The 26,331-nt window shown below is 61.8% G+C and carries 29 protein-coding genes and 1 pseudogene; 9 read left to right on the top strand and 21 right to left on the bottom strand.

Annotated elements, in window-relative coordinates; all coding sequences use genetic code 11:
- The 6 genes from NKH89_RS27025 to NKH89_RS27050 form a co-directional block, all read right to left on the bottom strand.
- A partial coding sequence (locus NKH89_RS27025) for a transporter substrate-binding domain-containing protein (protein WP_352910688.1) occupies positions 1–473 on the bottom strand: 473 nt, incomplete at its 3' end.
- Positions 474–497: 24 nt separating this feature from the next.
- Entirely contained in the window at positions 498–1,238 is a 741-nt protein-coding gene (locus NKH89_RS27030; protein ID WP_031212966.1) for an amino acid ABC transporter ATP-binding protein, read from the bottom strand.
- A 55-nt stretch (positions 1,239–1,293) separates the two neighbouring features.
- On the bottom strand, positions 1,294–1,857 hold the full coding sequence (locus tag NKH89_RS27035) for a peroxidase-related enzyme (RefSeq protein ID WP_352910690.1): 564 nt from the start codon (positions 1,855–1,857) through the stop codon (positions 1,294–1,296).
- A complete protein-coding gene (locus NKH89_RS27040; RefSeq protein ID WP_352491421.1) occupies positions 1,854–2,093 on the bottom strand; it encodes a hypothetical protein in 240 nt (79 codons plus the stop codon). The genes NKH89_RS27035 and NKH89_RS27040 overlap by 4 nt, the downstream gene beginning before the upstream one ends.
- 94 nt (positions 2,094–2,187) lie before the next feature.
- Positions 2,188–3,657 carry an NAD(P)-binding domain-containing protein gene (locus NKH89_RS27045; protein WP_352466323.1) on the bottom strand — a complete coding sequence of 490 codons (1,470 nt, stop codon included), beginning with the start codon at positions 3,655–3,657 and terminating at the stop codon, positions 2,188–2,190.
- On the bottom strand, positions 3,654–4,625 hold the full coding sequence (locus tag NKH89_RS27050; protein ID WP_352466322.1) for a LysR family transcriptional regulator: 972 nt from the start codon (positions 4,623–4,625) through the stop codon (positions 3,654–3,656). The genes NKH89_RS27045 and NKH89_RS27050 overlap by 4 nt, the downstream gene beginning before the upstream one ends.
- A 209-nt stretch (positions 4,626–4,834) precedes the next feature.
- Between NKH89_RS27050 and NKH89_RS27055 the strand changes: the two genes are divergently transcribed.
- Together NKH89_RS27055 and NKH89_RS27060 are read left to right on the top strand one after the other, a co-directional pair.
- A complete protein-coding gene (locus NKH89_RS27055; RefSeq protein ID WP_352466321.1) occupies positions 4,835–5,905 on the top strand; it encodes an NAD/NADP octopine/nopaline dehydrogenase family protein in 1,071 nt (356 codons plus the stop codon).
- 392 nt (positions 5,906–6,297) lie between these two features.
- A complete protein-coding gene (locus tag NKH89_RS27060; protein WP_352491420.1) occupies positions 6,298–6,807 on the top strand; it encodes a hypothetical protein in 510 nt (169 codons plus the stop codon).
- Here NKH89_RS27060 and NKH89_RS27065 read toward each other — a convergent pair.
- The 3 genes from NKH89_RS27065 to NKH89_RS27075 form a co-directional block, all read right to left on the bottom strand.
- Complete coding sequence (locus NKH89_RS27065) at positions 6,754–8,055, bottom strand: MFS transporter (protein ID WP_502896190.1); 1,302 nt, start codon at positions 8,053–8,055, stop codon at positions 6,754–6,756. The genes NKH89_RS27060 and NKH89_RS27065 overlap by 54 nt on opposite strands.
- Positions 8,056–8,136: 81 nt before the next feature.
- Positions 8,137–9,546: a chromate efflux transporter gene (gene chrA / locus NKH89_RS27070; RefSeq protein ID WP_352466319.1), complete on the bottom strand. Its 1,410-nt coding sequence runs from the start codon at positions 9,544–9,546 to the stop codon at positions 8,137–8,139.
- Between the two features lie 9 nt (positions 9,547–9,555).
- Complete coding sequence (locus NKH89_RS27075; protein WP_023722135.1) at positions 9,556–10,533, bottom strand: chromate resistance protein ChrB domain-containing protein; 978 nt, start codon at positions 10,531–10,533, stop codon at positions 9,556–9,558.
- Between the two features lie 125 nt (positions 10,534–10,658).
- On the opposite strand from NKH89_RS27075, the gene NKH89_RS27080 reads away from it, so the two are divergent.
- The 4 genes from NKH89_RS27080 (at position 10,659) to NKH89_RS27095 (ending at position 13,045) form a co-directional block, all read left to right on the top strand.
- Positions 10,659–10,904 carry a chromate resistance protein ChrB domain-containing protein gene (locus NKH89_RS27080; RefSeq protein ID WP_023722134.1) on the top strand — a complete coding sequence of 82 codons (246 nt, stop codon included), beginning with the start codon at positions 10,659–10,661 and terminating at the stop codon, positions 10,902–10,904.
- A complete protein-coding gene (locus NKH89_RS27085; RefSeq protein WP_023722133.1) occupies positions 10,901–11,128 on the top strand; it encodes a chromate resistance protein ChrB domain-containing protein in 228 nt (75 codons plus the stop codon). The genes NKH89_RS27080 and NKH89_RS27085 overlap by 4 nt, the downstream gene beginning before the upstream one ends.
- Positions 11,129–11,167: 39 nt before the next feature.
- Positions 11,168–12,055 (top strand): DUF1259 domain-containing protein, encoded by an 888-nt coding sequence (locus tag NKH89_RS27090; protein ID WP_023722132.1) that lies wholly within the window; start codon positions 11,168–11,170, stop codon positions 12,053–12,055.
- A gap of 216 nt (positions 12,056–12,271) precedes the next feature.
- Positions 12,272–13,045 (top strand): sulfite exporter TauE/SafE family protein, encoded by a 774-nt coding sequence (locus NKH89_RS27095; protein ID WP_352452036.1) that lies wholly within the window; start codon positions 12,272–12,274, stop codon positions 13,043–13,045.
- A gap of 213 nt (positions 13,046–13,258) precedes the next feature.
- On the opposite strand, the pseudogene NKH89_RS27100 reads toward NKH89_RS27095, so the two are convergent.
- The 10 genes and pseudogenes from NKH89_RS27100 to NKH89_RS27145 all read right to left on the bottom strand — a co-directional run.
- A pseudogene (locus NKH89_RS27100) lies at positions 13,259–13,363 on the bottom strand (YqaA family protein); the annotation flags it as partial.
- Between the two features lie 37 nt (positions 13,364–13,400).
- Positions 13,401–14,384, bottom strand: coding sequence for an oligopeptide/dipeptide ABC transporter ATP-binding protein (locus NKH89_RS27105; RefSeq protein WP_023722129.1), 984 nt, complete (start codon positions 14,382–14,384; stop codon positions 13,401–13,403).
- Positions 14,377–15,390, bottom strand: a complete 1,014-nt coding sequence (locus tag NKH89_RS27110; protein WP_352491418.1) for an ABC transporter ATP-binding protein — start codon at positions 15,388–15,390, stop codon at positions 14,377–14,379. The genes NKH89_RS27105 and NKH89_RS27110 overlap by 8 nt, the downstream gene beginning before the upstream one ends.
- Positions 15,387–16,298 (bottom strand): ABC transporter permease, encoded by a 912-nt coding sequence (locus tag NKH89_RS27115; RefSeq protein ID WP_352515807.1) that lies wholly within the window; start codon positions 16,296–16,298, stop codon positions 15,387–15,389. Before NKH89_RS27115 ends, NKH89_RS27110 begins: the two co-directional genes overlap by 4 nt.
- Before the next feature lie 4 nt (positions 16,299–16,302).
- Positions 16,303–17,244 carry an ABC transporter permease gene (locus tag NKH89_RS27120; protein WP_352452032.1) on the bottom strand — a complete coding sequence of 314 codons (942 nt, stop codon included), beginning with the start codon at positions 17,242–17,244 and terminating at the stop codon, positions 16,303–16,305.
- Positions 17,245–17,272: 28 nt separating this feature from the next.
- On the bottom strand, positions 17,273–18,835 hold the full coding sequence (locus tag NKH89_RS27125) for an ABC transporter substrate-binding protein (protein WP_352515808.1): 1,563 nt from the start codon (positions 18,833–18,835) through the stop codon (positions 17,273–17,275).
- Between the two features lie 162 nt (positions 18,836–18,997).
- Positions 18,998–19,438 carry a YqaA family protein gene (locus NKH89_RS27130; RefSeq protein ID WP_352452030.1) on the bottom strand — a complete coding sequence of 147 codons (441 nt, stop codon included), beginning with the start codon at positions 19,436–19,438 and terminating at the stop codon, positions 18,998–19,000.
- Between the two features lie 9 nt (positions 19,439–19,447).
- Positions 19,448–20,770, bottom strand: coding sequence for an MFS transporter (locus tag NKH89_RS27135; RefSeq protein ID WP_352515809.1), 1,323 nt, complete (start codon positions 20,768–20,770; stop codon positions 19,448–19,450).
- Between the two features lie 67 nt (positions 20,771–20,837).
- Positions 20,838–22,175, bottom strand: a complete 1,338-nt coding sequence (locus tag NKH89_RS27140; protein ID WP_352515810.1) for a cation diffusion facilitator family transporter — start codon at positions 22,173–22,175, stop codon at positions 20,838–20,840.
- Between the two features lie 8 nt (positions 22,176–22,183).
- Positions 22,184–22,465 carry a metal-sensing transcriptional repressor gene (locus tag NKH89_RS27145; protein ID WP_352466313.1) on the bottom strand — a complete coding sequence of 94 codons (282 nt, stop codon included), beginning with the start codon at positions 22,463–22,465 and terminating at the stop codon, positions 22,184–22,186.
- A 105-nt stretch (positions 22,466–22,570) separates the two neighbouring features.
- On the opposite strand from NKH89_RS27145, the gene NKH89_RS27150 reads away from it, so the two are divergent.
- The 3 genes from NKH89_RS27150 to NKH89_RS27160 are packed head-to-tail and all read left to right on the top strand — an operon-like array spanning position 22,571 to position 24,544.
- Positions 22,571–22,957, top strand: a complete 387-nt coding sequence (locus NKH89_RS27150) for a hypothetical protein (RefSeq protein ID WP_352491415.1) — start codon at positions 22,571–22,573, stop codon at positions 22,955–22,957.
- Positions 22,958–23,005: 48 nt separating this feature from the next.
- Positions 23,006–23,743 (top strand): HupE/UreJ family protein, encoded by a 738-nt coding sequence (locus tag NKH89_RS27155; RefSeq protein WP_502896187.1) that lies wholly within the window; start codon positions 23,006–23,008, stop codon positions 23,741–23,743.
- Between the two features lie 12 nt (positions 23,744–23,755).
- Positions 23,756–24,544: a hypothetical protein gene (locus NKH89_RS27160; protein WP_352491413.1), complete on the top strand. Its 789-nt coding sequence runs from the start codon at positions 23,756–23,758 to the stop codon at positions 24,542–24,544.
- A 164-nt stretch (positions 24,545–24,708) separates the two neighbouring features.
- Here the strand turns inward: NKH89_RS27160 and NKH89_RS27165 are convergent, their stop codons facing one another.
- Positions 24,709–25,422, bottom strand: a complete 714-nt coding sequence (locus NKH89_RS27165; RefSeq protein ID WP_352466347.1) for a HoxN/HupN/NixA family nickel/cobalt transporter — start codon at positions 25,420–25,422, stop codon at positions 24,709–24,711.
- A 21-nt stretch (positions 25,423–25,443) separates the two neighbouring features.
- Positions 25,444–26,088, bottom strand: a complete 645-nt coding sequence (locus NKH89_RS27170) for a DUF1007 family protein (protein WP_023722115.1) — start codon at positions 26,086–26,088, stop codon at positions 25,444–25,446.
- Positions 26,089–26,331: the final 243 nt, after the last annotated feature.

The following is a 26,331-nucleotide window of genomic DNA, read 5'->3' on the forward strand; positions in this document are numbered from 1 at the left end:
TTGTAGGTGCCGCCGCCGGCCGTGGTCGGAACGATCCTCTTGCCGACCAGGTCCTTCATTTCCTTGATGCCGCTGCCTTTTTTGCTGTAGATCTTCATCAGGCTGGCGCCCATGGGGTTTTCCGGAATGAAGAACTGCTTGGCGCGCTCAGGGGATTTGTAGTAGCCACCGACGGCGATGTCGTACTTGCCCGTGGCGAGGCCGGTTTCCTGCGCGATATCCGAAACACCTTCCATTTCGAACTTATACTGCGGCAGCTTTGCGTTGATCGCTCTCAGAAGATCGGGTTCATAGCCTTGCGGCTCTACGCCGATCGCGCCCCATGCCAGCGGCTTGGATTCGGCAGACGTCGCGATCTTGATCGTGCGAACGGTCTGACCATTGCTGATCCCCGCGGTTGCAAGAGCAATTGCGATGCCGCCGGCAACAGCCAGGGCAGCGCGACGGGAAAAACTGGATGTGATTGCAGACATTTCTTAGGTTCCCTTCTTGTTGAGCTATTGAAAAGCGAGTTCTGACTGCAGGAATTGAGCAAGTCGTGGGCTGGATGGTGCATCGAAGATCTCAGCTGGACTGCCATCGGCGGCAACCACGCCACGATCCATGAAGACGATCCGGTTCGAGATGTTCTTTGCGAATTGCATCTCGTGGGTCACAAGCAGCGAAGTGATCCCTGACGACGTGACATCCTTGATCACCTTCAGAACTTCACCGACGAGTTCAGGATCCAGCGATGACGTAGGCTCATCGAAGAGCATCACGTTGGGACGAACCGCCAGCGCACGCGCGATGCCGGTGCGCTGGAGCTGGCCGCCCGACAGCTGGGACGGATAGCTGTCCCGCTTCGCTGAGAGACCGACCCGGTCAAGCTCTCGCAGCGCGATTTCACGCGCCTCGTCCGTTGACTTGCGCTGCACGACGACCAGCGGATCCATCACGTTCTGGAGGACGGTCATGTTCTTGAAGACATTGAACTGCTGAAAGACCATCGCTGTGCGAAGCCGGATCGCCTGGACAGCGGTCTTGTCGGCGCGCTGGTAGTCCATCCGAATCTGGTCGAACGCGATGGTTCCTGACGACGGCTTGGCCAGGTAGTTGATGCATTTCAGCAGCGTGGTCTTGCCGGTGCCGCTGGGGCCGATGATCGACACCACGTCACCCCGCTTTACCGAGAGATTGACGCCGTTCAGGACCTGCGTGCTTCCGTAAGACAGCTTTACATCTTTGAGTTCAAGCATTTCTGGTTGGTCCTTCAGAGTGGGGGACGGACTGCTTTGACCGTATGCGGCGTCATCATCCGCTCTCCGCGTGGCCGAGAACGTGCATCAGCCTGTTTGCCCAGCCGAAGATCGCTATGGCGTGGACAAGGTCGATGATCTCGGCATCATTCATGCCGACGGCACGCAGCGAGGCGATGTCGTCTACCGTTGCTTCCGACGGCGCCGCCGACACACGGCGGGCAAAGCTGTAGATTGCCGCATCGCGCGGCCCGAGCGCCTCGGGTTTGTCGAGATAAAGCGCGGTGACCACATCATCGCTCTTGGTCAGCTCTGCATGGCGGCGGGCGTGAACAACGGCGCAGAATTTGCAGCCATTGACGATCGAGGCACCCAATGCGCCAAGTTCGCGGTCGGGACGGGCAAGCCCGCCTTCGACATACATGATCGCGTTGAACAAGACGGTGCGGGCAAGATAGCTCTCGGGATCATGCGCAAGGGTTCGCACATATTCCGAAACTTTCTTGGCGGAGGGCGTAACCTTCATCGCATCGTGCTGTTCCGGCGTGGCCCCGGACAACTCGACCGGCGCGATGTATGGCTGCCAGTTCAGCGGCTTCAGGCGCACCGAGGAAATCATGCCGACCTCATCAATCGCAAGCCGGTCGCTACCCGCGTCTGGAAGTTGACGAAGGCAATCAGTTCGGAGAGCGCGACGATCTGAGGATTGTTCAATCCAGCCTGGGCGAGCAGGGCGATGTCGCTCGCCTCCGCCTTTTTTGGCGTCAACGTGACCAGGTCGGCGTGCCGGGCGATAGTCGCCAATGGTTCTTCCAGAGCCGTTTCGCCCTGGGCCACGGCCCGGAGATGCGACATTCCTCGGCCCCTTGCACGAATTCCGGCCGAAACCGCCGCGCAGCGAAAAGTGCATCGTCCGGCGAAAGACCGGCGGCCTTGTCCATCGCGTCGATCACCACGCGGCCTCCTTCTGCAGCAAGGGTGTTGAATCGACCCATTCGTCGCCCAGAAGTTCGGGCGTGTCGTAAGCGATCAGATTGGCGAAGTGGGTTTCGACATCTTCGGCAAACAGCGATGCGGCAATGCCGCGGACGAGACGGTCGGCCCCGGCGCTGACGGCCGGGATGTCGCCGGAGACCTTGCCATGGGTCAGCATCGCGGCGTCGTTGAAGCAATGGATATGCGCCAGCATCGGGCAGGAGCCGGGGACGCGTTCGCGAAACTCGAAGGCCGGACCGAGATCCGGCGCGTCCGACATGCCTGCACGAGCCGGCCCCATATCCGGCCTATATCGGCCATCCGACCAGGTGCGGATATGTGGGGCGATCGCCGCAAATTCCGGGCGGCCGCTGAAGTCATTTGAAAAGCCGGTTGCCGCGATCAGGAAGTCGTAGCGTATCGGCCCCTGCGTGGTTTCCACCAGCAGGGTCCCTGCCTCTTCCCTCACCGCAACTATGACGCAGTCGAGAAGGAACCGAGCATTCGAGTGGCGAGACACGCGGAGTGTCGAGGAACGCGGCGGCGGTGTCTGGGTCGAGGCGGTATAATCGAAGAATTTCCACTTCCAGGCATCGGGCAAGTGATGCATGCCGAGTACAACACCCGGGCTGCCAATGCCGGTCAGCTTGTTGATGCGCGGCATTTCCTTGCGCCGGATCAACATGTCAACAGAGCCGGCTCCCGCCTCGAGTGCCGTTGCGGCATTGTCCATGGACGAGGCACCAGCGCCAATAACCGCGACACGCTTGCCTTTCAGCGCGTCGAAATCGATGTCGTCGGCAGAATGGGCCCAATAGGCGCGATCGACGCCGCTGAGGAAATCGGGCACGGCAAAACCGCCCAACCCGGACCGACCGGTGGCCAGAACGAGGCGACGGGTGAGAACCCGGCCGGTTTCCGCGCCTTCGATATCGATCGCAATCAGATCTCCAAGGGGTGCCAGTCCGGTCATGCGCACGCTGTTGCGCACCGGCAGGCCAAGAACCTTGCGGTACCAGACAAGGTAGTCCATCCACTGGCCCTTGGGGATTTTGTCCAGCGACCGCCAAGCCTCAACGCCCCATTGCGCCGTGAACCAGGCGCGGAACGTCAATTGCGGCAGGCCGAGCGATGGACCGTGCAGTGTTTTCGGCGACCGGAGCGTTTGCATGCGGGCAAAGGTGACCCATGGTCCTTCGAGCCCGGCCGGAGCCGCATCATAGGCCACGACATTGGTTATCCCGGTCAGCACCAGCTTTGCCGTGGCAGCAAGTCCGCACATGCCGGCGCCGATCACCACGACGTCACGGACCGGCACGCCATCGTGCGAACGCGCGGGAACCCATGGCTTGGCGGGCAGTTCGAGAAAGTCGAGATCCTGCGCGAGCTGTGCTTCGAGCGCAGCAAGACCTGTCGGCGTTGGCGCGGCGGGGGTATGCTTCATATTCCTGTTCCGTGATTTGTGCCGGATGCAGGATCGTTCACCAATTGGCCAGCGAGGGTCGGATCCAGTTTTTTGAAGCCGACGATCGACCGTTCAGCCACCGCCTCGACCGCATCCATCAACGCCTGCGCGACTGGACGAAGGGGGCGTTTTTCGGCAGCCATAACGCCCCAATAAAAAAGAACGGTTGCGTCGATCGGGCGGATGACGACATCGGGCAGGGCGACGCCATAAGCGGTGAGGGGATCGATGACGGCCGCCGCACCAGTCTGACGCACGATCTGTAACGCGCCATATGCAGTATTCGTCCGGATCACTGGCCCTGTGTCGATGCCCCTGGCCGCCAAGGCCTTTGAGACATGCAACTGGAAACGTAGGGGGTTGAGCAGTGTGGCGACGCGGCGACCGGCAAAAGCGGAAAGCGGTATGACGTCAAGTTCAGCCAGCGGATCGTCCTCCCGCACGGCAGCAACATCAGGCGCTGAATAAAGCCGCAGGACATCCAGACCAGGCGTATCGAGCGGCAGGCTTGAAAACCCGATCTCGGCACGTCCGCTCCGCACCTCCTGGGCGACGATCGAGGGGAGAAACTGCCCGAGATGCGTCTCGTGCGGAAGTTCGACACCTTTGAGCTCGGCCATGGCCGTCGGGATCAAGCCAGTACCGATCGCGGAAGTGGTAACAATCTGCAGGATCCGCCGTCTGCCGGCGGCAATCATCTTGGCCCGCGCGGCAAGCTCGGTGAAGGACATCAGCAAACGCCGCGCTTCCTCCTCGAAGGCGGCACCTTCTTCAGACAACTGCACCCGCCGACCGACACGGTGCAGCAATTCGAAGCCGAGCTCTGCCTCGAGATCCTGAATGGTGCGTGTCACTGCAGGCTGGGAACACCCGAGCATCTCGGCAGCCTTGGTGATGCTGCCACTGGCGGCAACGGCAAGAAAGGCCTGGAGATCTCGTGTTTCCATTTACGCCTACATGCGTATTATGTATGAATAAGATCGTCTCATTCATTTTTGATATATGTCAAGCGGGAAACGAATATTCGCTGCGGCATGTTGCAATCGCGGGCTCAGGCCGGAATCCCATCGCCAGAAGCCGACGATGGCAGATGCGGCTCCGATTTGTGGAACCTCCTAGTGAGAAATGGAGGCTGCAATGCAACAGGAGGGAATTTATGCGCGTAAGCATTCTTGGCGCCGGAGCGATTGCTTACGGCCTTGCCGCCTATCTGGCCGAAGCGGGACATGACCCTATGCTTTGGTCGCCTTCCGGAGAACGCACCAAGGCGCTGGCCGCCGGTGGATTGCTGAAGGCTACCGGAGCTATCAAGGCAACGACTAAGGTGCGCATCGCCAAGGATTGCGAAGACGCCATTGCCGATGCCGACGTCGTCATAATCGCGTTGCCGGCTTACGGCCACAAGATGGTGATGGACGCTGCCACTCCTTATCTAAGCGACGGAACGCCGGTTATCATCAGCTCGCACAGTTCCTTTGGGGCACTGTATCTCTCCAAGCAGCTTGCGGACCGGAAGGTTAGCCTGCCGATCGTCGTCTGGGGTACCACGCTCGTGACTGGGCAACAGCGCGGGCCAGCCGAAATCGATGTTGCAACCGTTCGCCAGAAACTGGATGTCGCGACGCTGCCTTTCAGTGCTCAGGACCAAGGGTTCGAGCTTTGCACGAGCTTGTTCGGCGATCGTTTCGTCAAGCGCGACGGCATGCTTGCTATCGCGCTCAGCAACCTCAATCCGCAGAACCATCTTGGGATCGCTCTTCTTAATCTCACACGCATGGAGAAGGGAGAACAGTGGAGCCAGGCCGGAAACGTCACCCCGGCTGTCGGCCGCTTTATCGAGGCTCTGGACGCGGAACGATTGGCGATCGCCGCCCGTTTTGGAATTGCCGTGCGCACAGTTGAAGAGCATTTTTCATTGTCGTTTCACGTCCCCATGGCCACCGTTTCGGAAATGAACCAGGAGATGGATCGCCAAGGCCGCGGCGGCTTCGGCCCGTCAACCATCGAAAGCCGCTATATCCTCGAGGACGTTCCGTTCGGGCTGCTGCCGACCGTTTTGTTGGGGAAGATCAGCGGAAATTCAGCGATTCTCCATGAATCTGGAATTGCCATATTCTCGGCGGCTTACGGTCGCGATCTTAAGGGAGATAATGATATTCTTCCCGCGCTGGGCTTCGAGGGAATGGCAAAAGCGGACCTCGAAAACCTTTGCCGTAAGGGATTTTAACAAGTTTCCACAGTGGACTGGGACATAGGCCAAGTGCCCGAAAAACCACCGGGGCTGGTTGCCGGCGAGCACGACATGCAGGTTCCTCGGCGAGCGCCGGGAGATGTCTCCAGGAACTCAGCACGAGATCAAATGGTCCCGCCCGGCGGTGTGAGTGGGTCTGTAGCAGGGTCCGTCATCGAAACCCAGTGCGGCATGGTTCCATCAGTTGCCAGATGCCTGAACATTGCATCAACTGCGCAGGCGCTTCGCGCCTCCATCAAGATACCGGCCATGCAGGCGCCGACAGTCCGGAACAACGAGTGTCGTAGCCCGTTCAGGATAAGTGGTTCGTCCACAATCAGCTACGCGAGATAGACATGTTCCGATTTCTAACGTGGGCAGGGACCATCTTGGGTCTGACGATGTCACCGGCGCAGGCCGCCAGTGATGCGGATCAGGCTGTCGAACAATTTCACCGTACCTGTCTGGCCGAGGGTCCCAATTTCGAGCGCATGATAGAGACCGCGCACGAACGCAGGTGGACACTTATTGCCGAAGCAGGCTTCGCCGAACTCGCGCCAATCGCTAATCCAACCTCATTGGAGGCATGGCTGGTGGCCGAAGCGGAGGAAGGATTGCCAGCAGGAACCATCATCGGCACCACCAAGGCAACGATGAGCGGCAAACCGGTGCAGACGTGTACGCTGGCATTTCCCGATATCGATCAAGAGGCATTTCGGAAGAGTTTCTTCACCCGTACGGATGCCGAGAAGATTGCCGAAGATCGCGATACGGAGGAGTTCTCGCGTCTCTACATCCTCGTTGCCGGCGGACGTAAGCAATTTGTCCGGCTGGTGGTCCTGCCTTCAACGCCACCAGGAAACCCGCGCGTCGTTGCCAGTTCGATCATGGCCGACTGACATGTCATTCCTCCCGCCCCCGTGCTCCTCTGGAGGGCGAACACTGCGAAATGTCGCGAGCAGCAGAAGGTCGTAGATAATTTTCAGCCCACCGGCGATGATCAGGGGCCAGCCAAAGCTGGAGACGGCAAGGAGAGCCCCTGCGAGGACCGGACTGGCGGCCGCCGCGAGGCTGCGGGGGACGGCGGTGATGCTCGCCGCGGCAGCCCGCTCTTCGGGCGTCACCACGGCCATGACGTACGATGTGCGGGTCGGCACGTCCATCTGCGACAGCGCGCTTCTAATCAGCAGAAGAGCGATAGCCGGAGCGACGCTCGGCATGAACGGGATGAGCACCAGACAGAGGCTCGACGGAAGGTGCGTAAACACCATCGTGTTTATGAGTCCGATCTGCTGGGAAATTCGCACAGCGACCAAATAGGACGCAGCCGAAAGGACACCCGTCCAGAAGAAGATTGCGCCGGTCGCGGCCAGCGACAGGCCGAACCGTTGAAAGAGCCAGAGGGCCAACAACGATTGGACGATGAAGCCGCCTGCGAAAGCGTCGAGGCTGAAGAGCGCTGCGAGTGACAGAACGATGGAGCGAGACCTGCGCAATGGCTGTGCCGACACTTTGCCTGCATCAGGCGCGTCACTCGGCAGCCGCCGATAGAGGAGCACCGCCGCCAACCCAAGTGAGGCATAAAATAGAAAAGCTGCCTGGAGGGCCTGCTTCATTTCCAGGCCGATGGCGTCGCGGAGAAAGTCGGGCGCTCCTGCGGCCAGCGCTCCGACGGCGCCGGCGAGAGAGCCGATGAGGCTGTAGCGCGCAAAGAGCGCCGTGCGGTCGCGGTCGGTGACGCTCTGCGCAAGCTGCGCATGTTCGAGCGGTAGAAACACGCTGACGTCCCCTGAAGATGGGTTCAGCGTGCCGACGAACGCGATGAGAAGCAGCGGCCAGAAGTCGTGAACGACAGCGAAGACCACCCCCGTTGCTATCATCAGGACAGCCGCTGCGGTCAGCAGCGCTCGACGGGAGAAGCGGTGCGCGACGATCCCAACAGCCAGGGTGAGGACGGCTGAGCCCGCGAGCGTCGCCGTCGACAGGGTTCCGATCTCGAAGGCGTCGAAGCCGAGCGTGGCCAGATAGGCGGGAAGCAGGATGCTGACCAGACCGTCACCGAACGCCCGCAGTCCCCTTGATATCAGCAGGTTCGCAGCAGTCGGCTCAGCACCGGCAGGAAGGAGCCTGAAGCGCCGCTTCGAAATAGCTTTGCGCAAACCGTGCGCGAGCCACTGTAACGTCAACAATGCCTCCTCACCACTGGTAAGCGGCGCTGGCTGCACGGGTTAGATCGCTCCCGTTGCCATCCCGTAGAGCAGCCCGAGGATCGAACAGCCGACGAGCACCGGGAGCATGCCGATCTTGAAGCGAAACACCGCTAGCAGCGCACCCAATGTCAGGACGAGGGACGGGACGTTGACGGAGCTGAATGCGGGCACATCGACCGTCATGCCGAACCCTTTGACCTCGCGCAGTGCTCCAAACAGAACGTGAAGCGCGAACCACACCGCCAGGTTCAGGATCACGCCCACCACGGCTGCCGTTATGGTCGCCAGCGCGGCGGACAAGGCCTTGTTGCTGCGCAACGTTTCCACGAACGGCGCACCGACAAATATCCAGAGGAAGCAAGGTGTGAAGGTGACCCAGGTGGTGAGCAGGCCGCCCAACGTTCCAGCGAGCAGCGGATTAAGCGATCCCGGCGCTCGATACGCGCCCATGAACCCGACGAACTGCGTCACCATGATCAAGGGGCCAGGCGTCGTCTCCGCCATGCCGAGGCCGTCCAGCATCTCGCCTGGCTTCAGCCAGCCATATGTATCGACAGCCTGCTGCGCCACGTAAGCGAGGACGGCGTAGGCGCCTCCGAAGGTCACGACCGCCATCTTCGAGAAAAAGACCGCGATATCGGCGAAGACATTGCCGGACCCGAACAGCACGAAAAGGCCGAGGACAGGTGCCAGCCATAGCACCAGAAACACACCTCCGATCTTCAACGACCAGCTGACCGGCGGGCGAGCATGGGCAGGAATGCCTTCGCCGAGCGCCGATTCCGCGTCGGCGACCTGCTTGCCGCCGACCTTGCCATGGCCGTTGCCCGCCATGAACGCTGCCAGCCCGGCCCGCCCGCCGACGTACCCGATCACTCCGGCCGTCAGGACAATGAGCGGGAACGGGAGATGGAACAGGAAGAGCCCGATAAAGGCGGCGGCGGCGAGGCCTGTCATGACCTTGTTCTTGAGCGCTCGCTTGCCGACCCGGATAACCGCCTCGAGCACGATGGCGAGGACAGCGGCCTTCAGGCCGAAGAAAAGCGCCTGCACCGCGCCGACATTGCCTAAAATCGCATAGATCCAGCTCAGCGCCATGATGGCGATGACGCCCGGCAGTACGAACAGCGTGCCGGCCACGAGCCCGCCTCGGGTTTTATGCAGGAGCCACCCGATGTAGACGGCGAGCTGCTGGGCCTCCGGTCCTGGCAGCAGCATGCAGTAGTTCAGCGCATGCAGGAACCGCGTCTCGCCGATCCAGCGCTTCTCCTCAACGAGGATGCGATGCATTACCGCGATCTGGCCGGCCGGGCCACCAAAACTCAACGCAGCGACTCGCGCCCAGACCCGCACTGCTTCGCGGAAGGGGATGCAATGCGAAGGTTCATCCCCCAGCGCATTCGGATGGACGGCATGGACGCTGGTCATTGGTTCCCCTCACCCGCGCTTCTGGCGGAAATACTGGTAGAGATTGTCGAAGACCGGGCCGCCCTGCGCGATCCGCTGCTCGTCGCCCTTATTCGTCATGGCGATGCCCGCGATTAGGCTGGCAATGCCCGTCGTCTCGTCGCGCCCGAACTTGCCGTCCTTGAGGTCGATATCATGGACGATCTCGGCGATGGCCTGCAGCGCCGGGTCGTCAAGCCCGGCCCGGGTGAGCAGCACCTCGAAGCTGCAGCGGTCGCCCTCATGGGTGACCTCACCGTCAAACATATCAAAGCGCAGCTCTCTCGGCTTCGCCGCATAGCTCTTGCCCGGGACGAAGCGGATGACGGCGTCTGGATCAATGAAGCGGCGGATCAGCCAGCTGCAGGCAATCCGGTCGATATGCACGTCACGGCGTGTCACCCAGATCCGGCCCTTGAGGTCCGTGATCGGCTCAGCCGCCTTCGACTCCTCGGTCATGGGCTGGTCCTCCACGACATGCGTTTCGAGCTCGGCGAGCAACCCCTCAACCGCGAGGCGACCGGTAGCGCCGAAAAAATCGATCGTGTCCACTTCGGCGACCCGCTTGCGCATTCGGTTGAGCTGCGGCCGCGTCTCCACACGTTTCTCCGGCGCAGCGTTCGCGCCGATCTCGGCGGCGAGACCACGCGCTTCTTTGGCGATCTCCGCATAGTCGGCATCACGCGCCGCATCGAACAGCGCCTGGACCTGGGCATCCGACAGCCCGTCGACGAGACGCGCCTCGCACACCATCGCCTCGCCACCACCCGCGACGATCTCCTTCAGGAGCCACTCGAAATCCTCCTGCGTCTCGGCATTGGCCGGCAGTGCATAGACGGTGCTTTTCACCGCGACCGCGCCGATGCCTTGCAGCCGCCGCCAGATCTTCACCCGGAAATAGGCCGGCTTGCTCGGCAGCCGATGGATAAGGAGCAGCCAGCGCTGTTCCGTCGTTTCCCCCTCACTCATAAGTGAACCGTATCACGTGCACAAATAAATGCAACACTTGTATCATTTCACATTCGGGCGTAGCGTTGACCTCCTTATGGCAGTGGGCCGCCTGGGCTTGTTGCCAAATCAAGGGAGACAAGGCCGTGAAATGGGTTACCCGCGAACGTCCGGTCATCGACCGCATTGCCTGCCCCTGGCTGATCGCCCGCTTCATCGACAAGGAGTCCGAATTCCTGTTCGTGCCACCCGATCAGGTGATCCGGGTTGCACAGGAGACGGGCGCTACGCCGTATGACGTGCCCGGCGTCGAATTCACGCATGTCGGCGACGGCTGCAGTGTCGACACCTTCGTCTCGAAATACGGCCTCGAGCGCACCCGGCGATCGTGACCATTGCCGCGATCGTGCGCGGTGCCGACACCGACCGGCATGACCTGACGCCGCAATCGGCCGGGTTGCTGGCGATCTCCATGGGTCTGCGGGACCTGACGCCCGACGACCATGAGGTGCTGAACCACGGCTTCGTCATCTATGACGCGCTCTACGCGTGGGCTTCGGGCCGCAAAGCGGAAACGCACAGCTGGCCTCCCGCCACGAAGCCAGCAGCCGCATGACGAATTGGGCAATGGGGGCAGATCACAAGGAGAAACCCCATGCATGCAAAACTCGTGACCGGAGCAATGCTGATCGCGATGTCGGCGCTGCTCCAACCGGCATCGGCGGCACCCGATTGGCAAACAATCGCAAAGGCGCTCGGCAAATCCGGAGCAGAGACGCCTGATGGCGTCTATCGAGTGGGCTTGCCACGAACGGACCTGAAGGTGTCGCTCGACGGCGTGGCCCTGAAACCCGGCTTTGCGCTCGGAGGCTGGGTCGCGTTCGAACCCATGGGAAATCAGACTATGGTCATGGGCGACATCGTTCTGACGCAGGACGAGGTGAACCCGGTCATGAAGAAGTTGGAAGAAGGCGGGATCGAGATCACCGCGGTGCACAACCACCTGCTGCGCGCGGAGCCGATGACGCTCTACATGCACGTGTTCGGCCAGGGCGACCCGGTTACGCTCGCCACAGCGCTTCATGCCGGATTGGCGCTGAGCAAAACACCGATGGGAGGCGGCGCCCAGCCGCAAGCCGCTCCGCAGATCGACTTCGACGCAGCCGGTGTCGACCAAACCATCGGTTATAAGGGCAAAGCCAATGGCGCGATCTACCAGTTCACGATCCCGCGCGCTAAGCCGGTCGAGGAAAATGGAATGGAAGTGCCGGCGGCCATGGGCTCGGCAATAGCGATCAACTTCCAATCGACAGGTGGCGGCAAGGCGGCGATCACGGGAGATTTTGTGCTGACCGCAAAGGAGGTCAATCTGGTTATCAAAGCCATGCAGGACAACGGCATCGAGATCACCGCACTGCATAGCCACATGCTCGATGAGCAGCCGCGGCTCTTCTTCATGCATTTCTGGGCGAACGACGATGTGCAGAAGCTGGCGAAAGGCCTGCGCGCAGCCCTCGACAAGGTCGCCGTCAAGAAGAGCTAGATTGGTGGCCCGTCCAACGGCGGAGTTCGGCCGGCTCGGAGCGATCGCCGGCCTTCTTCCCGCCGCCTCGGGAATTGTTCTCTGGCAGGGCGTCTTTCTGCCACCAGCATTCCGCCGGAGATCGCCTTTCCACCGCACACGAGACTCAAAAGGCGGGCCGGGTTTTTGCGAACCGATGCGTTCGGAACGATCGGAGGCCCGCTTCGTTCTGATCCGATGGACTGGATTAGACTAGGCCTCCTGGCGTTGGCGGGGTTCCTCACCTGGACGCTGAACACCCTCTCGGCCGGAGGCGGAGGTCTATTGCTGATCCCCGCCGTGACTTTCATCACAGGGAGCGCGGCGGTTGCGCCGGTCATCACCTTGACCGAGCTCATCGGCAATCCCATCCGCGCCCTGGCCTTCCGGCGCGACATCGATTGGAGCCTCGTCCGTTGGTACCTGCCCGGCGCCATCGCCGGTGCCGCTGCGGGCTCCTGGCTCTTCGCCAACAGTCGGGCGGAATGGCTCCAGATACTCATAGGGATCTATCTGATCAGTGCAGTCTGGGAATTTCGCGGCGGGGCGCGCGAGCGGAGCTACCGAGCCCGCCGCTGGTGGTTCCTCCCGGCCGGCCTGATCGTCGCGCTGTTGTCGGCGCTGATGGGCACGGTGGGACCCGTCTTGAATTCGCTCTATCTGAACTACGGTTCGGAGAAGGAGACGTTGGTCGCCACGAAATCGGTGAACTCGTTTGTGACCGATGTCGTCAAGATCGCGGTATTCACCGGACTCGGCGCGCTCGGTGGTCAGGCGGCCATGTACGGCGCAGCCGCGGGTTTGGGCGCTGCGCTTGCCAATCTGCTGGCCAAGCGCTGGCTCGAACGCCTGAGTGGACGACAATTCCGCGGCCTTGTGGTCGCGCTCATGGCTGTGAGTGGAGCGCTGATGATCTGGAACCAGCACAGCTTCGTTATGCAGGCCTGGCGCGCGGCCACGGGAATGTCTTAACAATGTCGCTGTTGGCTGGAGCGCTGCGCCGTAGCTTGGTTGGCCGGTCCCGCGACGCGCAGCAGCTGGCGAAAGGACTGCGCGCGGCCCCTTGACAAGGTCGCCGTCAAGAAAGGCTAGGCTTCCCGACCGCCTGTATCAGACGTGGCTCTTGGGCTGGCTCCTTCGAACCAGTCGGGCCTAACCCGCTCAGGTTGGAGAAGCTTCGCGAGGTCAGATGACGCTCAGCGTCACGGCGGCAAGAACAAGATAACGGCCAACCTTGGCGGCAGTGACCAGCAAAAAAAGCTCGCGCAGGACACCGGCAATGACGGTCAGCCTCGCGAAACGCGTTGGGGGCAGAAACGCCATCTTTTCAGATAACCGGGCGGCGGCCGCTATCGGCCAGATGACAGGCTGCAACGCCGCCATGCGGCACCGATCGCAGCATCGGTTCCTCGACCCGGCAGACATCGATCGCCACCGGACAGCGCGTGTTGAACCGGCACCCCGGAGGCGGCGCGCTGGGACTTGGCGGATCGCCGGCGAGAATGATCCGGCGGCGCCCGGCTTCGATGCGAGGATCGGGAGAAGGAACAGCCGACAGCAGCGCTTGGCTGTAGGGATGGGCCGGCTCGCGAAATAATGGCCGGGTCACGCCAGCTTCCGAGATGCGGCCGAGATACATCACCGTCACGTCCGAGCAGACCTCGCGCACGATCGCCAGATCATGCGCGACAATGACAATGGTCAGACCAAGCTGCTTCTGCAGCGACGTGAACAGGTTAACGATCTGCGCCCGGATCGAAACGTCGAGCGCGCTGAGCGGTTCGTCGCAGACCAGTATGGACGGCTTCAGCGCAAGCGCGCGCGCAATCGAAACGCGCTGCCGCTGGCCACCCGAGAGCGACCTTGGCAAACGGTCGAGCACCGTCTCAGGCAGCGCAACCAGATCCAGAAGCTCGGCGATGCGGCGCCGGCGCTCGACTGATGAACCGAAGCGATGGATCTGCAGCGGCTCCTCCAGTGTCTGGTAGACGGACTGGCGGCGGCTCATCGACCCCAACGGGTCCTGGAAGACGAACTGGACTTCGCGGCTGAACGACTTCCTGTCCGATTTCAGCCATTCGGCGCGATTCCTTCCTCCAATCAGCACGGTGCCTTCGCTCTCCTTCTGCAAACCGACGATGGTACGGGCCAGCGTGGTCTTGCCGCAGCCGGACTCGCCGACGATGCCGTGGAACGCGCCACGCGCGACCGTCAGGTCTATGCCATCGACCGCCCGCACCGCGCCGGCACCCGAACGGTTGGCGAAATGCACCTTCAATCCCCTGACCTCGATCGCCGCGGCATCAGACATGGACGGCGATCCCCTCTCGTTTCAGCACGACCGGGCAAGCCACACGGTGCGGGCTCGTCGACGCGGATATCGTCTGCAGCGGCGGCCGGTGCTGCCGGCAACCGGCTTCGACCAGTTCGCAGCGCTCGGCAAACCGGCAACCCGGTTCCAGCCTGATCTGGTTTGGCGGCAGGCCAGGTATCTCGCGGGTCGCCGCGCGTTCGTCGGCGCGAAAATCCGGCACCGATGCGAGCAGCCCGCGCGTATAGGGATGGACTGGCCGGGTCAGCACATCCATCGCCGTCCCCTCCTCCGCCACCTGGCCGGCGTAAAGCACGATGACGCGATCGGCGACGGAAGCGACCACGCCGATATCGTGCGTGATCAGCACGACCGCGATGCCATCCTCGCGCTGGATCTGACGGATGAGCTCCAGGATTTGCGCCTGGACCGTGGCGTCCAGCGCCGTGGTCGGCTCGTCTGCGATCAGCACGCGCGGCCGGGCCGCCAGCGCCAGCGCGATCATCGCGCGTTGCAGCATGCCGCCCGACATTTCGTGTGGATAGCGGTTATAGCGATCCTCGGGGTCCGGGATGCCGGAGCGCGCCAGAAGCGAGACCGCTTCCTTGCGCGCTGCCTCATGCGACAGGCCAGCGAAACGGCGCGCTTGGCGTGCCAGCTGCGGGCCGATCTTCAGCATCGGGTTCAACGCGCTCATCGGGTCCTGGAAAATCACGCCGAAATAGCGCCCGCGCAGGTCCGACAATTGCCGGGAACCGATGCTGAGCAGTTCGCTTCCGTCGGCTCGCGCTGACCCTTTCATGTCCACGGTCACGCCCTCGGGCAGCAGGCCGAGCGGACCGAGCGTCATGACGGTCTTTCCCGAACCGCTTTCGCCGACGACCGCGACCGTTTCTCCGGGACGGACATTGAACGACACCCCGTCCACCGCCCGCACCGAGACGGTCGTGGCGTAGAGATCGATGACCAAATTTTCGATCGCATAGAGCGGCTGATTGTCACTCATGCTGAAGTCGTCCCGGTTTCGACGGCGTTGCGTTCCGTCTCTTCACGGGCGCGCGCCAGCTTTCTTTTACGCAGAGTTCTGCCGCGAACCGGCCGTGGCACCTTTTGCAGCGCGAAGGCTTCGCCCAGAAGATTGAAGCTGACCACGACAAGCGTCAGTGCCAGGCCGGGCAGCACGACGAGGCGCGGCACCTCCTCGATGTAGCTCATGCCGTCGACGAGCATCTGGCCCCATTCCGGTGTCGGCGGTGCGACGCCAAGTCCGAGAAAGCTGAGCGTCGCGATGGCCAGCACAAGGGCGCCGGCGTCGGCGCTTGCGTAGACGACGACGAGAGCGAGCACATGCGGCAGGATATGGCGGACAAATATCCACAGATGACCGGCGCCCATGACTCTCGCCGCCTCGATATAGGGCTGTTGCAGCTCGGCGGTGACGACGGCGCGGCTCATGCGGGCATAGTTCGCCCACCACGCCAGGGTGAGCGCCGTGATCATCGACCAATAGCCCGTGCCCAGAATGCCGATCAGCGCCAGCGCGATCACCAGGCTCGGAAGTGCCAGCGCAATGTCGATGATGCTGATCAGGACAAGCTCGACGCGACCGCCGACATAGCCGGCGAAGGAGCCGATCGTGACCCCGATCGCCAGCGCGGCGACAAGCACGATCACCATCGCCACCAGGGAAATGCGGGCGCCACCGACGATGCGGCTGAAGACGTCTCGGCCGAGATAGTCGGTGCCGAGCCAGTGGTTCCAGCTCATGCCCTCCAGTGTCGCCGAATAGTCCTGCCCACTTGGATTGTAAGGCATGATAGCAGGAGCGAAGATGCCGATCAGCACAAAGCCGATTACGGGGAGCAGCACCGGCCACGGCCAGTCCTTGATGTCCCTGATAGCGGAAATGTTCATCGCCTCATGCTCCCCGCGCCCGGCGCATTCGCGGATCCGCGACGATGCAAATCATGTCGACGATGAAATTGACCATGACGAAGAAGACGACAAACAGCAGCAGCACCGACTGCATGCCGATGAAGTCGCGGAAGCGGATCGCCTCGATGAAAAAGGCACCGACGCCGCGCAATGCAAATACCGTCTCGACGACGATCGACCCGATGATCATCAGCGTGAATTGCGCGCCGAATGTCGTCAGGAACGGAATGGCGATGTTGGGCAGCGCCTCGCGCAGCAGCACCTGCGTTCTGGTATAGCCCTTGGCGAAGCCGGTTGTCGCAAACGGCCGCGACATCGCTTCCTGGAGGTTGACCCGAACGACGCGGCTGAGAACGGAGGCCGGGAACAGCGCGATCGTCACCCACGGCAGAAGCCATGAGGTGAAGCCGCTGGTCCCGAAGGTGGGTACCCAGCCGAGCATCACCGAAAACACGATGACCAGCAGCGCCGCCACGAAGAAGTTCGGGGTCGACGCGCCGATCAGCGAAAATGCATGGAGGAACCTGTCCATGAAGCCGCCATTGCTGACGGCGCCGGCAATGCCGAGCGTGATCGAGAGAATGAAGGCGAGAATGCCGCCGCCGGCAAGCAGAGCCGCCGTCATCGGGATGCGGGCGGCAAACTCCGACGAGATCGGCTTTCCCGTTCGCAGTGAGATGCCGAAATCGCCGGCCAACGCGCCGGAAAGCCAGCGTCCGTAGCGGATCGGCAACGGGTCGTAGAGACCGAGCTCGTTGCCGATCTTGGCGATCATTTGCGCGTCAGCGCCGGGACCTGCCGCACGCTCGGCAATGAGCGCCGCAACATTGCCCGGAGCCGCCGCAACCAGGGCGAATGTCAGCGCGGATGCCGCCAGGATCAAAAGGCAGGCAAGCAGCATCCGTCGCAGGATCGTGCTTTTCATCGTCAGGCCTCGCTTGGGCTCGAAGTCTTCAGGCCTTCAGCGTTATCGCCTTGAACGGCAGGTCATAGTCGGTCGCCGGAAGCGAGAAATTCTCCGCGCGCGGATTGTGGGCCCACAGCCGCTGGCTGACGACGAGCGGACAGATGGCGGTGTTGTCGTAGAGCCAGTCGTAGAGGGCCTGCATCTTCAGGTCGCGTTCGGCGCCGCTCGCCTCGAGCGCAGCCTTGACCACGCCGTCGAGCGCGTCCGAGACATAGATCTTGCCGTCAGGCCCGCTGTCCGCCGTCGAGACGAAAGCATTGCCAAGGGTCCCGTGAGGGTCATAGGGAGCGCCATAGGTGGTGAAGAAAGCGAGATCATAGTCGAAGGCGGGGCGTCGTTCATGCATGGTGGCGTTGTCGACAGAAGACACCTGGACCTGGAAACCGACCTCGGACAACTGGCCTTGAATCATTTCGGCGATGCGCCGCGATCCCGGTAGGGACTCTTCGGAAACCAGAAAGTCGATGGTCAGAGGAGAGCCAGCCTTGGTCCAGGCACCGCCGCTGTCGACCCAGCCGCCATCGGCGAGGATCTTCTTGGCCGCCGCCACATCACGCACCGGCACGTCATGCCGCTTGCCCGACGAGGGCACATTCGCTGGGAACAGATCGGCGGCCGGGTCGGCAAAGCCCTCGAACAGGACCTTGGCGATCGCCGCCCGGTCGACCGATGCGTAGACGGCATCGCGAACGGCCTTGTCGGCGATGATCTTCGACTTCGGCGAATAGCCGAGCAGCATCGTCGCGGTGCCCGGCTCGGCAACAACCTTCATGCCGTCGCTTTCCAGCGCGCGAGCGCGGCGCGGCGACAGCGTCGCCACCCAGTCGCCGCCGATGACATCGAGGTCGCCTGAACGAAGGCCATTGGCGCGGGCGAGTTCATCTGGAACCACCTTCAATTCCATGCGGCTGAAGAGCGGCTTTTCGCCCCAGTATTTGTCGTTGCGAACGAGGCTGGTGCCGCTCGAATCATATTTTTCGACGATCCACGGACCGGTTCCGATCGGCGCGGTCTGCTTGCCATCCTTGTCGACTGCCTTGGGCGACAGGAAACGAACTGGGCGGACGATGGTGAGTTCAAGCAATGCGGCCGGCACCGGCCGCTTCAGCTTGACCGTCAGTTTGTTCGGCCCATCGGTGACGATGCTGTCGTACGCATCGGAGACGCCAATCCAGGAGAAGTCGCTCACCCCCATCCATCGCTTGAGGTTCCATTCGGCTGCGGTGGAATCGAACGATGTGCCGTCGCTGAAGGTCACGCCTTCACGCAGATCGAAGGCGATCGAAAGCTGATCGTCGGCAATGGTCCATTTGGTAGCAAGTCCCGGCTCAAGCGCGCCGTTCTGGCCGTAGTGGATCAGCGCATCGAAGACGATGGTGTAGGTGCTCAGCGTTGAAACATTCTGCAGCAGCTCGAGATCACCGGTCTCCGCGGCGATGGCAATCTTCAGCGTGTCGTTGGTTTCGGAAAAGGCGCTGCGCGGAAAGGCGGCAACGAAGGCAAGGCCAGCGGTGGAGGCCAGAAAATTGCGGCGGTCGAGAGTGATCATTTCAGTTCCCCTTTTTTGATTGTTGGTAGCGATTGTACACATGCATTCCCATTTGTATAGACATATGCGACGCAAATCCAAGTTGGCGCGCAGCGTTGCGGCCGGCAAAGGAAAGCGCCGTCTCGCGTAATGTCGCCGTGCCGGCGCGGGTCTCGACAAGCGCTAAATCCAGCTCAGCGTCATCGCCGCCAGCGCGAGGTAGCGGCCGACCTTCGCGATCGTGACGATCGCAAGGAAGCTCCAGAATGGCTCCCGCAGCGCTCCCGCCACAACCGTCAGCGGATCGCCGACGAGAGGCAACCAGCTCAACAGCAGCGACCATCGTCCATAGCGCTGATACCATCGCATCGCGCGCGTCAACGCGGAGGGCTTTACCGGGAACCATTTGCGGTCGCGAAAGCGATCGATCCCCCGGCCGAGCCACCAGTTGACGATCGAACCGAGCACATTGCCTGCGCTTGCGGAGGCGATGAGCAGAGCCGGAGCATAGCTTTCCGTCAGAAGCAGTCCCGCAAGGGCTGCTTCCGATTGCATCGGCAGAATGGTCGCCGCGGCAAACGCGGTCAGGAAAAGACCGCCATAGATGGCGAGCTCGCCAGGCATTTCGAGCTCTCAGCTTGCCCTGGGCCATTTCGGGTGCCGATCATCGACGACATAGCCATGCGAATGCTCATAGCCCGCTTCCGACCATACTGCGTCGCCGATATGCCGGTCGTCCTCAGGCAGATCGACATGCGTATGTACAAGCACGTCGGGATCGTGTTTCGGCCAGAGCCAGATCGCGGCAAGCAGGGCTGCGGCGCCAATGATGCCGAGCAGAATGAAGGTGAAGGGCAATCCCATCGCCGCACCGACGCGGCCGGCAATGGGATAGGTGATCAACCAGCAGGCATGCGAAAGCGCGAATTGGGCAGCAAACAGAGCGGGCCGGTCGACGGCATCGGCGGAACGCCTGATCAATCGGCCCGAAGGCGTCTGCGCTAGCGAATAGCCGAGCCCCAGCACGAACCAGAGCGGCAGCAGCAGATAGTAGCTGCCGGCGAGCGGTCCCACCAGCACGCCCGCGACCAGGATCGCGGCGCCCGAGAGCATCGCAACCCGGTCCGGGACGTTCTCCAGCAGCCGCGGCAGGGCAAGGGCTGCAATCATCGATCCGCCGCCGAAGGCTGCGAGCGCCAGCGCCGTGTCGCTTTGCGAGAGGCCGAACTGCGCCTGCACCAGGACGACCGTGTTGACGATCACCATCGCGCTTGCCGCCGCGACGGCAACGTTAAGGGCCAGCAGCCCGCGCAATCGCGGCGTCGCCAGATAGATGCGGATTCCGCGCGTCGTGCGCTCATAAATGCCGCGCGGCTCCGAGGCTTGCGGGCTGGGCAGCACCACGGAGACGACCAGCGCCGCGGACGCCAGGAAGCCGACAACCGTACCGGCGAACAGGCCGTGGAAGCTGATGACGGAAAGCAGCGCCGCCGCCAGCATGGGACTGACGACGCTTTCCAGGTCGTAGGCCAGTCGCGACAGCGACAGGGCCCGCGTGTAGTCCTTCTCCTCGGGCAGCACGTCAGGAATAGAGGCCTGGAAGGCCGGAGTGAAGCCTGCCGACGCCGACTGCAGGACGAAGATGAGAACATATACCTGCCAGACTTCGGTAACGAAGGGCAGGAACACCGCGACCGCAGCCCGGATGAGGTCGAGCGAAACCAGCATGGTGCGGCGCGGCAGGCGCTCGGCGAACGCAGCGGCGACAGGCGCCACGCCGACATAGGCGATCATCTTGATAGCGAGCGCCGTGCCGAGCACCGCGCCGGCATCGGCGCCGGCAAGATCATAGGCCAGCAGCCCGAGTGCTACGGTGGCAAGGCCAGTGCCGATCAGGGCGATGACCTGGGCCAGGAAGAGATGACGGTAGGTGCGATTGGCCAGGACCTGAAGCATATTTTGCGTTCTTGCAGCGGATTGGGGTTCGTCGAGCCAGGAACGTAGCGCAAACAGCCCGCCTGTCTCAGTGGTGGTGACCTTCGGGTTCGACCATCTTGAACGGCAGCACCTGCTCGCGACCCTTCGCGGCCAGGATCAACCTCGCCTGGAACTCATGCGGCTCGGCAGGGGCGACGGTGCTCTCAAGCCGATGATGGTTGTCAGCGGCGGGCTCGAGGCGAAGCGTCTCTGGCCCTTCGGGTCGGTCGATAACCACCGTCGCTGTCAAATCATCGGCGTGGCGATCGATGGTCAGCCGCATCCGCTCGCCAGCCGGTGTATCGACGATTTCCAATGTCCCTGCAGCCAGATCGCAGACTACCTTGAACGGCTCCGGTGCATGATGATGAGCATGAGAGGTTTCCCCCCGCTTGGCGGTCGAACCGGCTGAGCTTTCGAGGCGGACATTGGCTTCCGCCAACGCCGGCAAGTGGGCGAACAGCTCCTCCTTGAGGGCTTCGGTTACGCCCAGCACGTCCTTTGCCGTCGCCATCTCCGGAACACTGATGGCCACATCGGCATGCAGACGATGTCCGATCCAGCGTGCCTGAACGCTTTCAACGCGCCCGATGCCCGACACGTGTTCGGCAGCATGATGGATTTCATCGACGATGGCGGGCTCGACTCCGTCGAGCATGCGGGTCAACACGGCTTTCGACGACTGCCAGACGATGGCGAAGATCGCCACGGTGATCAGCAGCCCGACGATCGGATCGGCAAGCGGAAAGCCCAGCCACACGCCGATAGCGCCCAGGACAACCGCCAGGCTGGTAAAGCCGTCGGTGCGGGCATGGTAGCCGTCCGCGATCAGCGCCGCGCTGTTGATCTCTCGCCCGACGCGGATACGAAATACGGCGACCGCTTCATTGCCGATGAAGCCTATGAGGCCGGCGATGGCGACCCAGCCAAGAAACGTGATGGGACGCGGATTGATCAACCGGTCGATCGCCTCATAGCCGGCAACGACGGCGCTGAAGAGGATGATGAGAACGATGACGATTCCAGCCAGATCCTCGACCCGGCCCAGCCCGTAGGTGAACGTCTTGCTCGGCTTGCGGCGGGCCAGCACGAACGCGATCCACAGCGGAATGGCAGTGGCCGCGTCGCCGACATTGTGGATCGTATCGGCCAGCAGCGCCACGCTGCCGGAGAGGAACACAACCACAAGCTGGAGCGCTGCCGTGATAGCCAGAACGACGAACGACCATTTGATCGCCCAGATGCCGCGTGTCGTCGTGGCGATAGTAGGATCTATGACACCGTGTGTGTGGCCATGGCCGCCATCACCGTGATCATGTCCGTGGCCGCCCATGCCATGCGTCATCGAGCCAAACCCGAACCAGTCGCGAACTTTGTCCATCATGGCGCTTCTCACAGGTACTTGGTGATATCTTTGAACTCGTCGATCGAGCGGCGCTGCTCGCGCGCCAGCGGTCCGACGACGTCTTCAAGGCAATGGTTGAGATGATCCTGGATCAGAGTCTTCTTGGCTTGCGAAATGGCCTTCTCGACAGCATGAAGCTGCTGGGCGAGGTCGAGGCAGGGCCGGCCCGCTTCGATCATTTCGATGACACCCTTGAGATGTCCGCCAGCCCGTTTCAGGCGCTTGACGATATCGGGATGGGTTTCGTGGATGTGAGGTTGCTCGCTCATATGTTAATACTATCCTCCTGGAGGGGATATGCAAGTCTCAAAGAGGCCTCGATTCTGGTGCATGCAACAACCATTCCTTAGGATTTTGGAGAATAATCGCCGTTCATGCCGAATCGGATCCACAGCTCAGCCTTTTGTCTCGTCATCGCCTTGGCGATGACGTTCGGCATGCTGCGTCCTTTCGGCTATTCGGCCTCGCACGATCCGGTCGCACTTGCCGCCGCCACGATCGAGCGCCAAGTCGAAGCCGCCGCGCAGATCGAAAATCATGACCATGCAAATGATGACGGCGTCGCCGACGAGCAGAGCGCTGGCCATTTTCACGGGCACAATGCGGCCGACCACTCGCACGAAACGGCGAGTACGCCCGCCGACTTCGCGCCGACCGTTCCACAGATCGAGCGGGGCTGGCTAAAGTATCAGCCGACTTTCGTCGATCCGGACACGACATTCCGGCTTGATCGACCGCCGAGACCATTCCTCGCAGCATGATCGCGGCCGCTCACGCGGCCACCCTCAACGACGAAGATTGGAAATCTCATGCAAGGACCCTTCGATCGGGGTCGGTCACGCTCGCGCCGCGCGCGTTGGCGACCCGCCCTGCCCCTGCTTATTGCTCTTATGACCCTGCCGCTGTTGGCCGGAGCAGCCTTTGCCCATGCCGTCGCCGCCGGCGACAAGGGCTATATCCAGGAAATCTCGGGCATTAACGTGCTGCCCTTCATCTATCTCGGCGCCAAGCACATGGTGACCGGATATGACCACATCCTGTTCCTGTTCGGGGTAATCTTTTTCCTCTACCGGATGAAGCATATCGGCATCTATGTCAGCCTGTTCGCGCTCGGCCACTCCACGACCATGCTGCTTGGCGTCTATTTCAACGTCGGCATCAACAGCTACATAATCGACGCCATCATCGGGCTGTCCGTGGTCTACAAGTCGCTCGACAATATGGGCGCTTTCCAGAGATGGCTCGGCTTCCAGCCGAACACCAAGATCACGACGCTGGTCTTCGGCTTCTTCCATGGTTTCGGCCTGTCGACGAAGATCATCGAATACAACATCTCGCCGGACGGCCTGGTGCCCAACCTGCTCGCCTTCAATGTCGGCGTCGAGATCGGCCAGTTGATGGCCCTGGGCGCCATCCTGATCGTCATGGGCTACTGGCGCCGGACACGCAGCTTCTGGCGCCATGCCTACACGGCAAACGTCATCATGATGACGGCCGGATTCCTGCTGATCGGATATCAGCTCACTGGCCTGTTCGTCGCTGCATAAGGAACCGAAACCATGTACAACACCGATCTTCCCGGACGCGCCGATCTGCCGACTTCGGCGCAGCTGAAGCGCTCCACCTTCATTGCCGCGCTGACGGCGCTTGCCCTGCTCGTCACGATCGTCATGCCATCCGAGTATGCGATCGACCCGACCGGAGCAGGCAGATTGCTCGGCCTCACCAATATGGGTGAAATCAAGACGCAACTGGCGGCAGAGGCGGCAGCGGACGAAAAGGCCAGCGCGAAGGCTACGGCCGAGCAGATGACGCAAATAGTCCCTCCGGCCGAGTTGATGGCGCGCATGGACCGAATTGAAAACCTCCTCGTCGCCCTGACCGCCGAACGGCCTGCTTTGCAGCCGTCGCCAACTGGGGAGGCCGTATCCCAAGACAATGTGACAGTTGGAGAGATCGCTCCTGCCGAGGCTCCGGCCATTGCTATAACGCCTGCCGCCGAAGCAACCTCGGAAGCCCCGATCCAGCCAGATGGAAGGCAAGACGAGCTATCCTTCACGTTGGCGCCAGGCCAGGGTGCCGAAGTCAAGCTCGTGATGCGGCAGGGGGCCAAGGCAAACTTTTCCTGGACAGCTGACGGCGGCGTGGTGAACTTCGAGACGCACGGCGATGGCGGCGGTCAGTCCGTCAGCTATGAAAAGGGTCGCAGCGTTCCAGCTGACGAAGGTGCCATTGAAGCCGCCTTCGATGGAAATCATGGTTGGTTCTGGCGCAACCGCGGTGGCAGCGACGTGACCCTGACGATCCAGGCTGAAGGCGACTACATCGACATCAAGCGTATGATCTAGCGCATACAGGGTCGCCCGGCGCCACTTCGAGCCTCGGGCGTCACCTATCCGTCTGTTCCACCGACGAGCGCAGATGCGCGTCGAAGCTTTGCGCCGCGACGAAGACACGGCTGACCTTCAGGTAAACGGGTCTTGATCCATCGCTCGATCTGGTTCACGGCATTTCAGCCCGACGAGATTTGCCAAACGGCTACGCCGGCAAGCGCCAAGCCGGCAGCGCCCTCAATGGCTCGGGAAATGGCATCGAACAGGCGTGGCCGGCTATCGAAAAAATGCACCAGACGTTCACGAAACAGGATCGACAGCACCGCAACGCAAGACAGCGTCAGCGCCACGCCGGCCATCATTGTGATTGCGAAAAGAATGCCGGCGACCGGAACGCCTCTGGATATCGCAAAGGTCATCACGAAAAGCGTCAGCGGGCATGGGATCAGGCCGGCCATGACGCCGACGGCCTCGCCCTCATGCTTGTGGTGATGGCCGTGGCTCAATGCGCGCCAGAGCATCCAAATGCCGATCAGGCCAAGCAGGCCCCGACTGACGTCTTCCAGCAGTGGGGCTCGGCCAACACTGCCCAGGGCAATCGATACCAACGGCAACGAGAGCGCCGCGATCAGCACGGCAATCGTTACATGCGTGAAGGAGAGTGTCAGCGACACCAGAAGCCCACGCCGGACGCTGGCGTCCGATCCTGCCAGATAGGTGGCCAGGACAGCCTTGCTATGGCCCGGCGTCAGCGCATGCGCCGCACCGAACAGAATGCCCATGGGCAGAAAGGCCGTGAACGCCAGCCAACCGCCGCCAGCCGCAAGCAGTTTGATCTGCTCGGCCAACGCCAGGTAGATCGTGCGTTGGAACTCGACCAGCGTCTGGAACATGGCCATCGAACCGGCTCCGGGTCAGCCGCACGTCAATTCGAGGCGCGTCGCGAAAATCTTGCCGAGATCGGTCCCCGTCGGGTCACTGAAGAACGCGTCTGTCAGGCTCTTCTGGTTCTGCGCGATGGCCGTGTCCGGATCTGGACGGACGACGGAACGTGAGCAGCCTTGCGGCAGACCGGCCACCGCAAGCTTTTCGTCCTCGGTAAAATCGATTGCCGTGTAGAAGGTCGGATCGTAGACACCGATACTGACTTTTCCAGCAAGGGCCAACGGGTCCTTCGGCTGCGTTTCGAACTGGACGACGAGTTGATCGTTTTCATAGCTGACGCTGAACTTCGGCGGTGGCGCCATCGTCACGTCCTTGCCGTTCAAGGTCACCATCTGAAAGTAGTTGTACTCGGCCAACGACGCATGGACGGTGAGAGCGACTTCATCGAGTTCCTTCGCATCAAGGACAAGGTCGGAATTCTTGTCGAATTCCATCAGCACAGTGCTGGAAAAGAGGTCGTCGAAACGCCAGAGATGCCGAAGCGACTTGACCGTCCTGTCTGGACCGACGGTCAGGTCCAGCTTCGCTTCGGCAAAGACATGCGGATGGGCGTTCGCTGCCGCGGTGGAAGCGAGCAACAGCGCCGCGCCGGATACCATGCCTGTCAGTTGCATTCTTCGCTCACATTTCGCTCGTCGATTCCGCATCAGGCAGGACACCTGCCATTGCAAGCAGGCCGAAATGGGACGGGCCAAAGCCCATACCAACCTTGATCGATCAGGGCTGTGTTGCTTCATCTAAGGAGGCAGCTACCCAAGGTCGCCCTTCAGCCAATGTTTGAGCATGATCACCGCGATACCAGCAAGGATTGCCAGCACTATCATCCAGATGATCTTTTGCCGATCGCTCAATTTCCT

The organism is Mesorhizobium sp. M0923 (assembly GCF_040319365.1).
GTDB lineage: Bacteria > Pseudomonadota > Alphaproteobacteria > Rhizobiales > Rhizobiaceae > Mesorhizobium.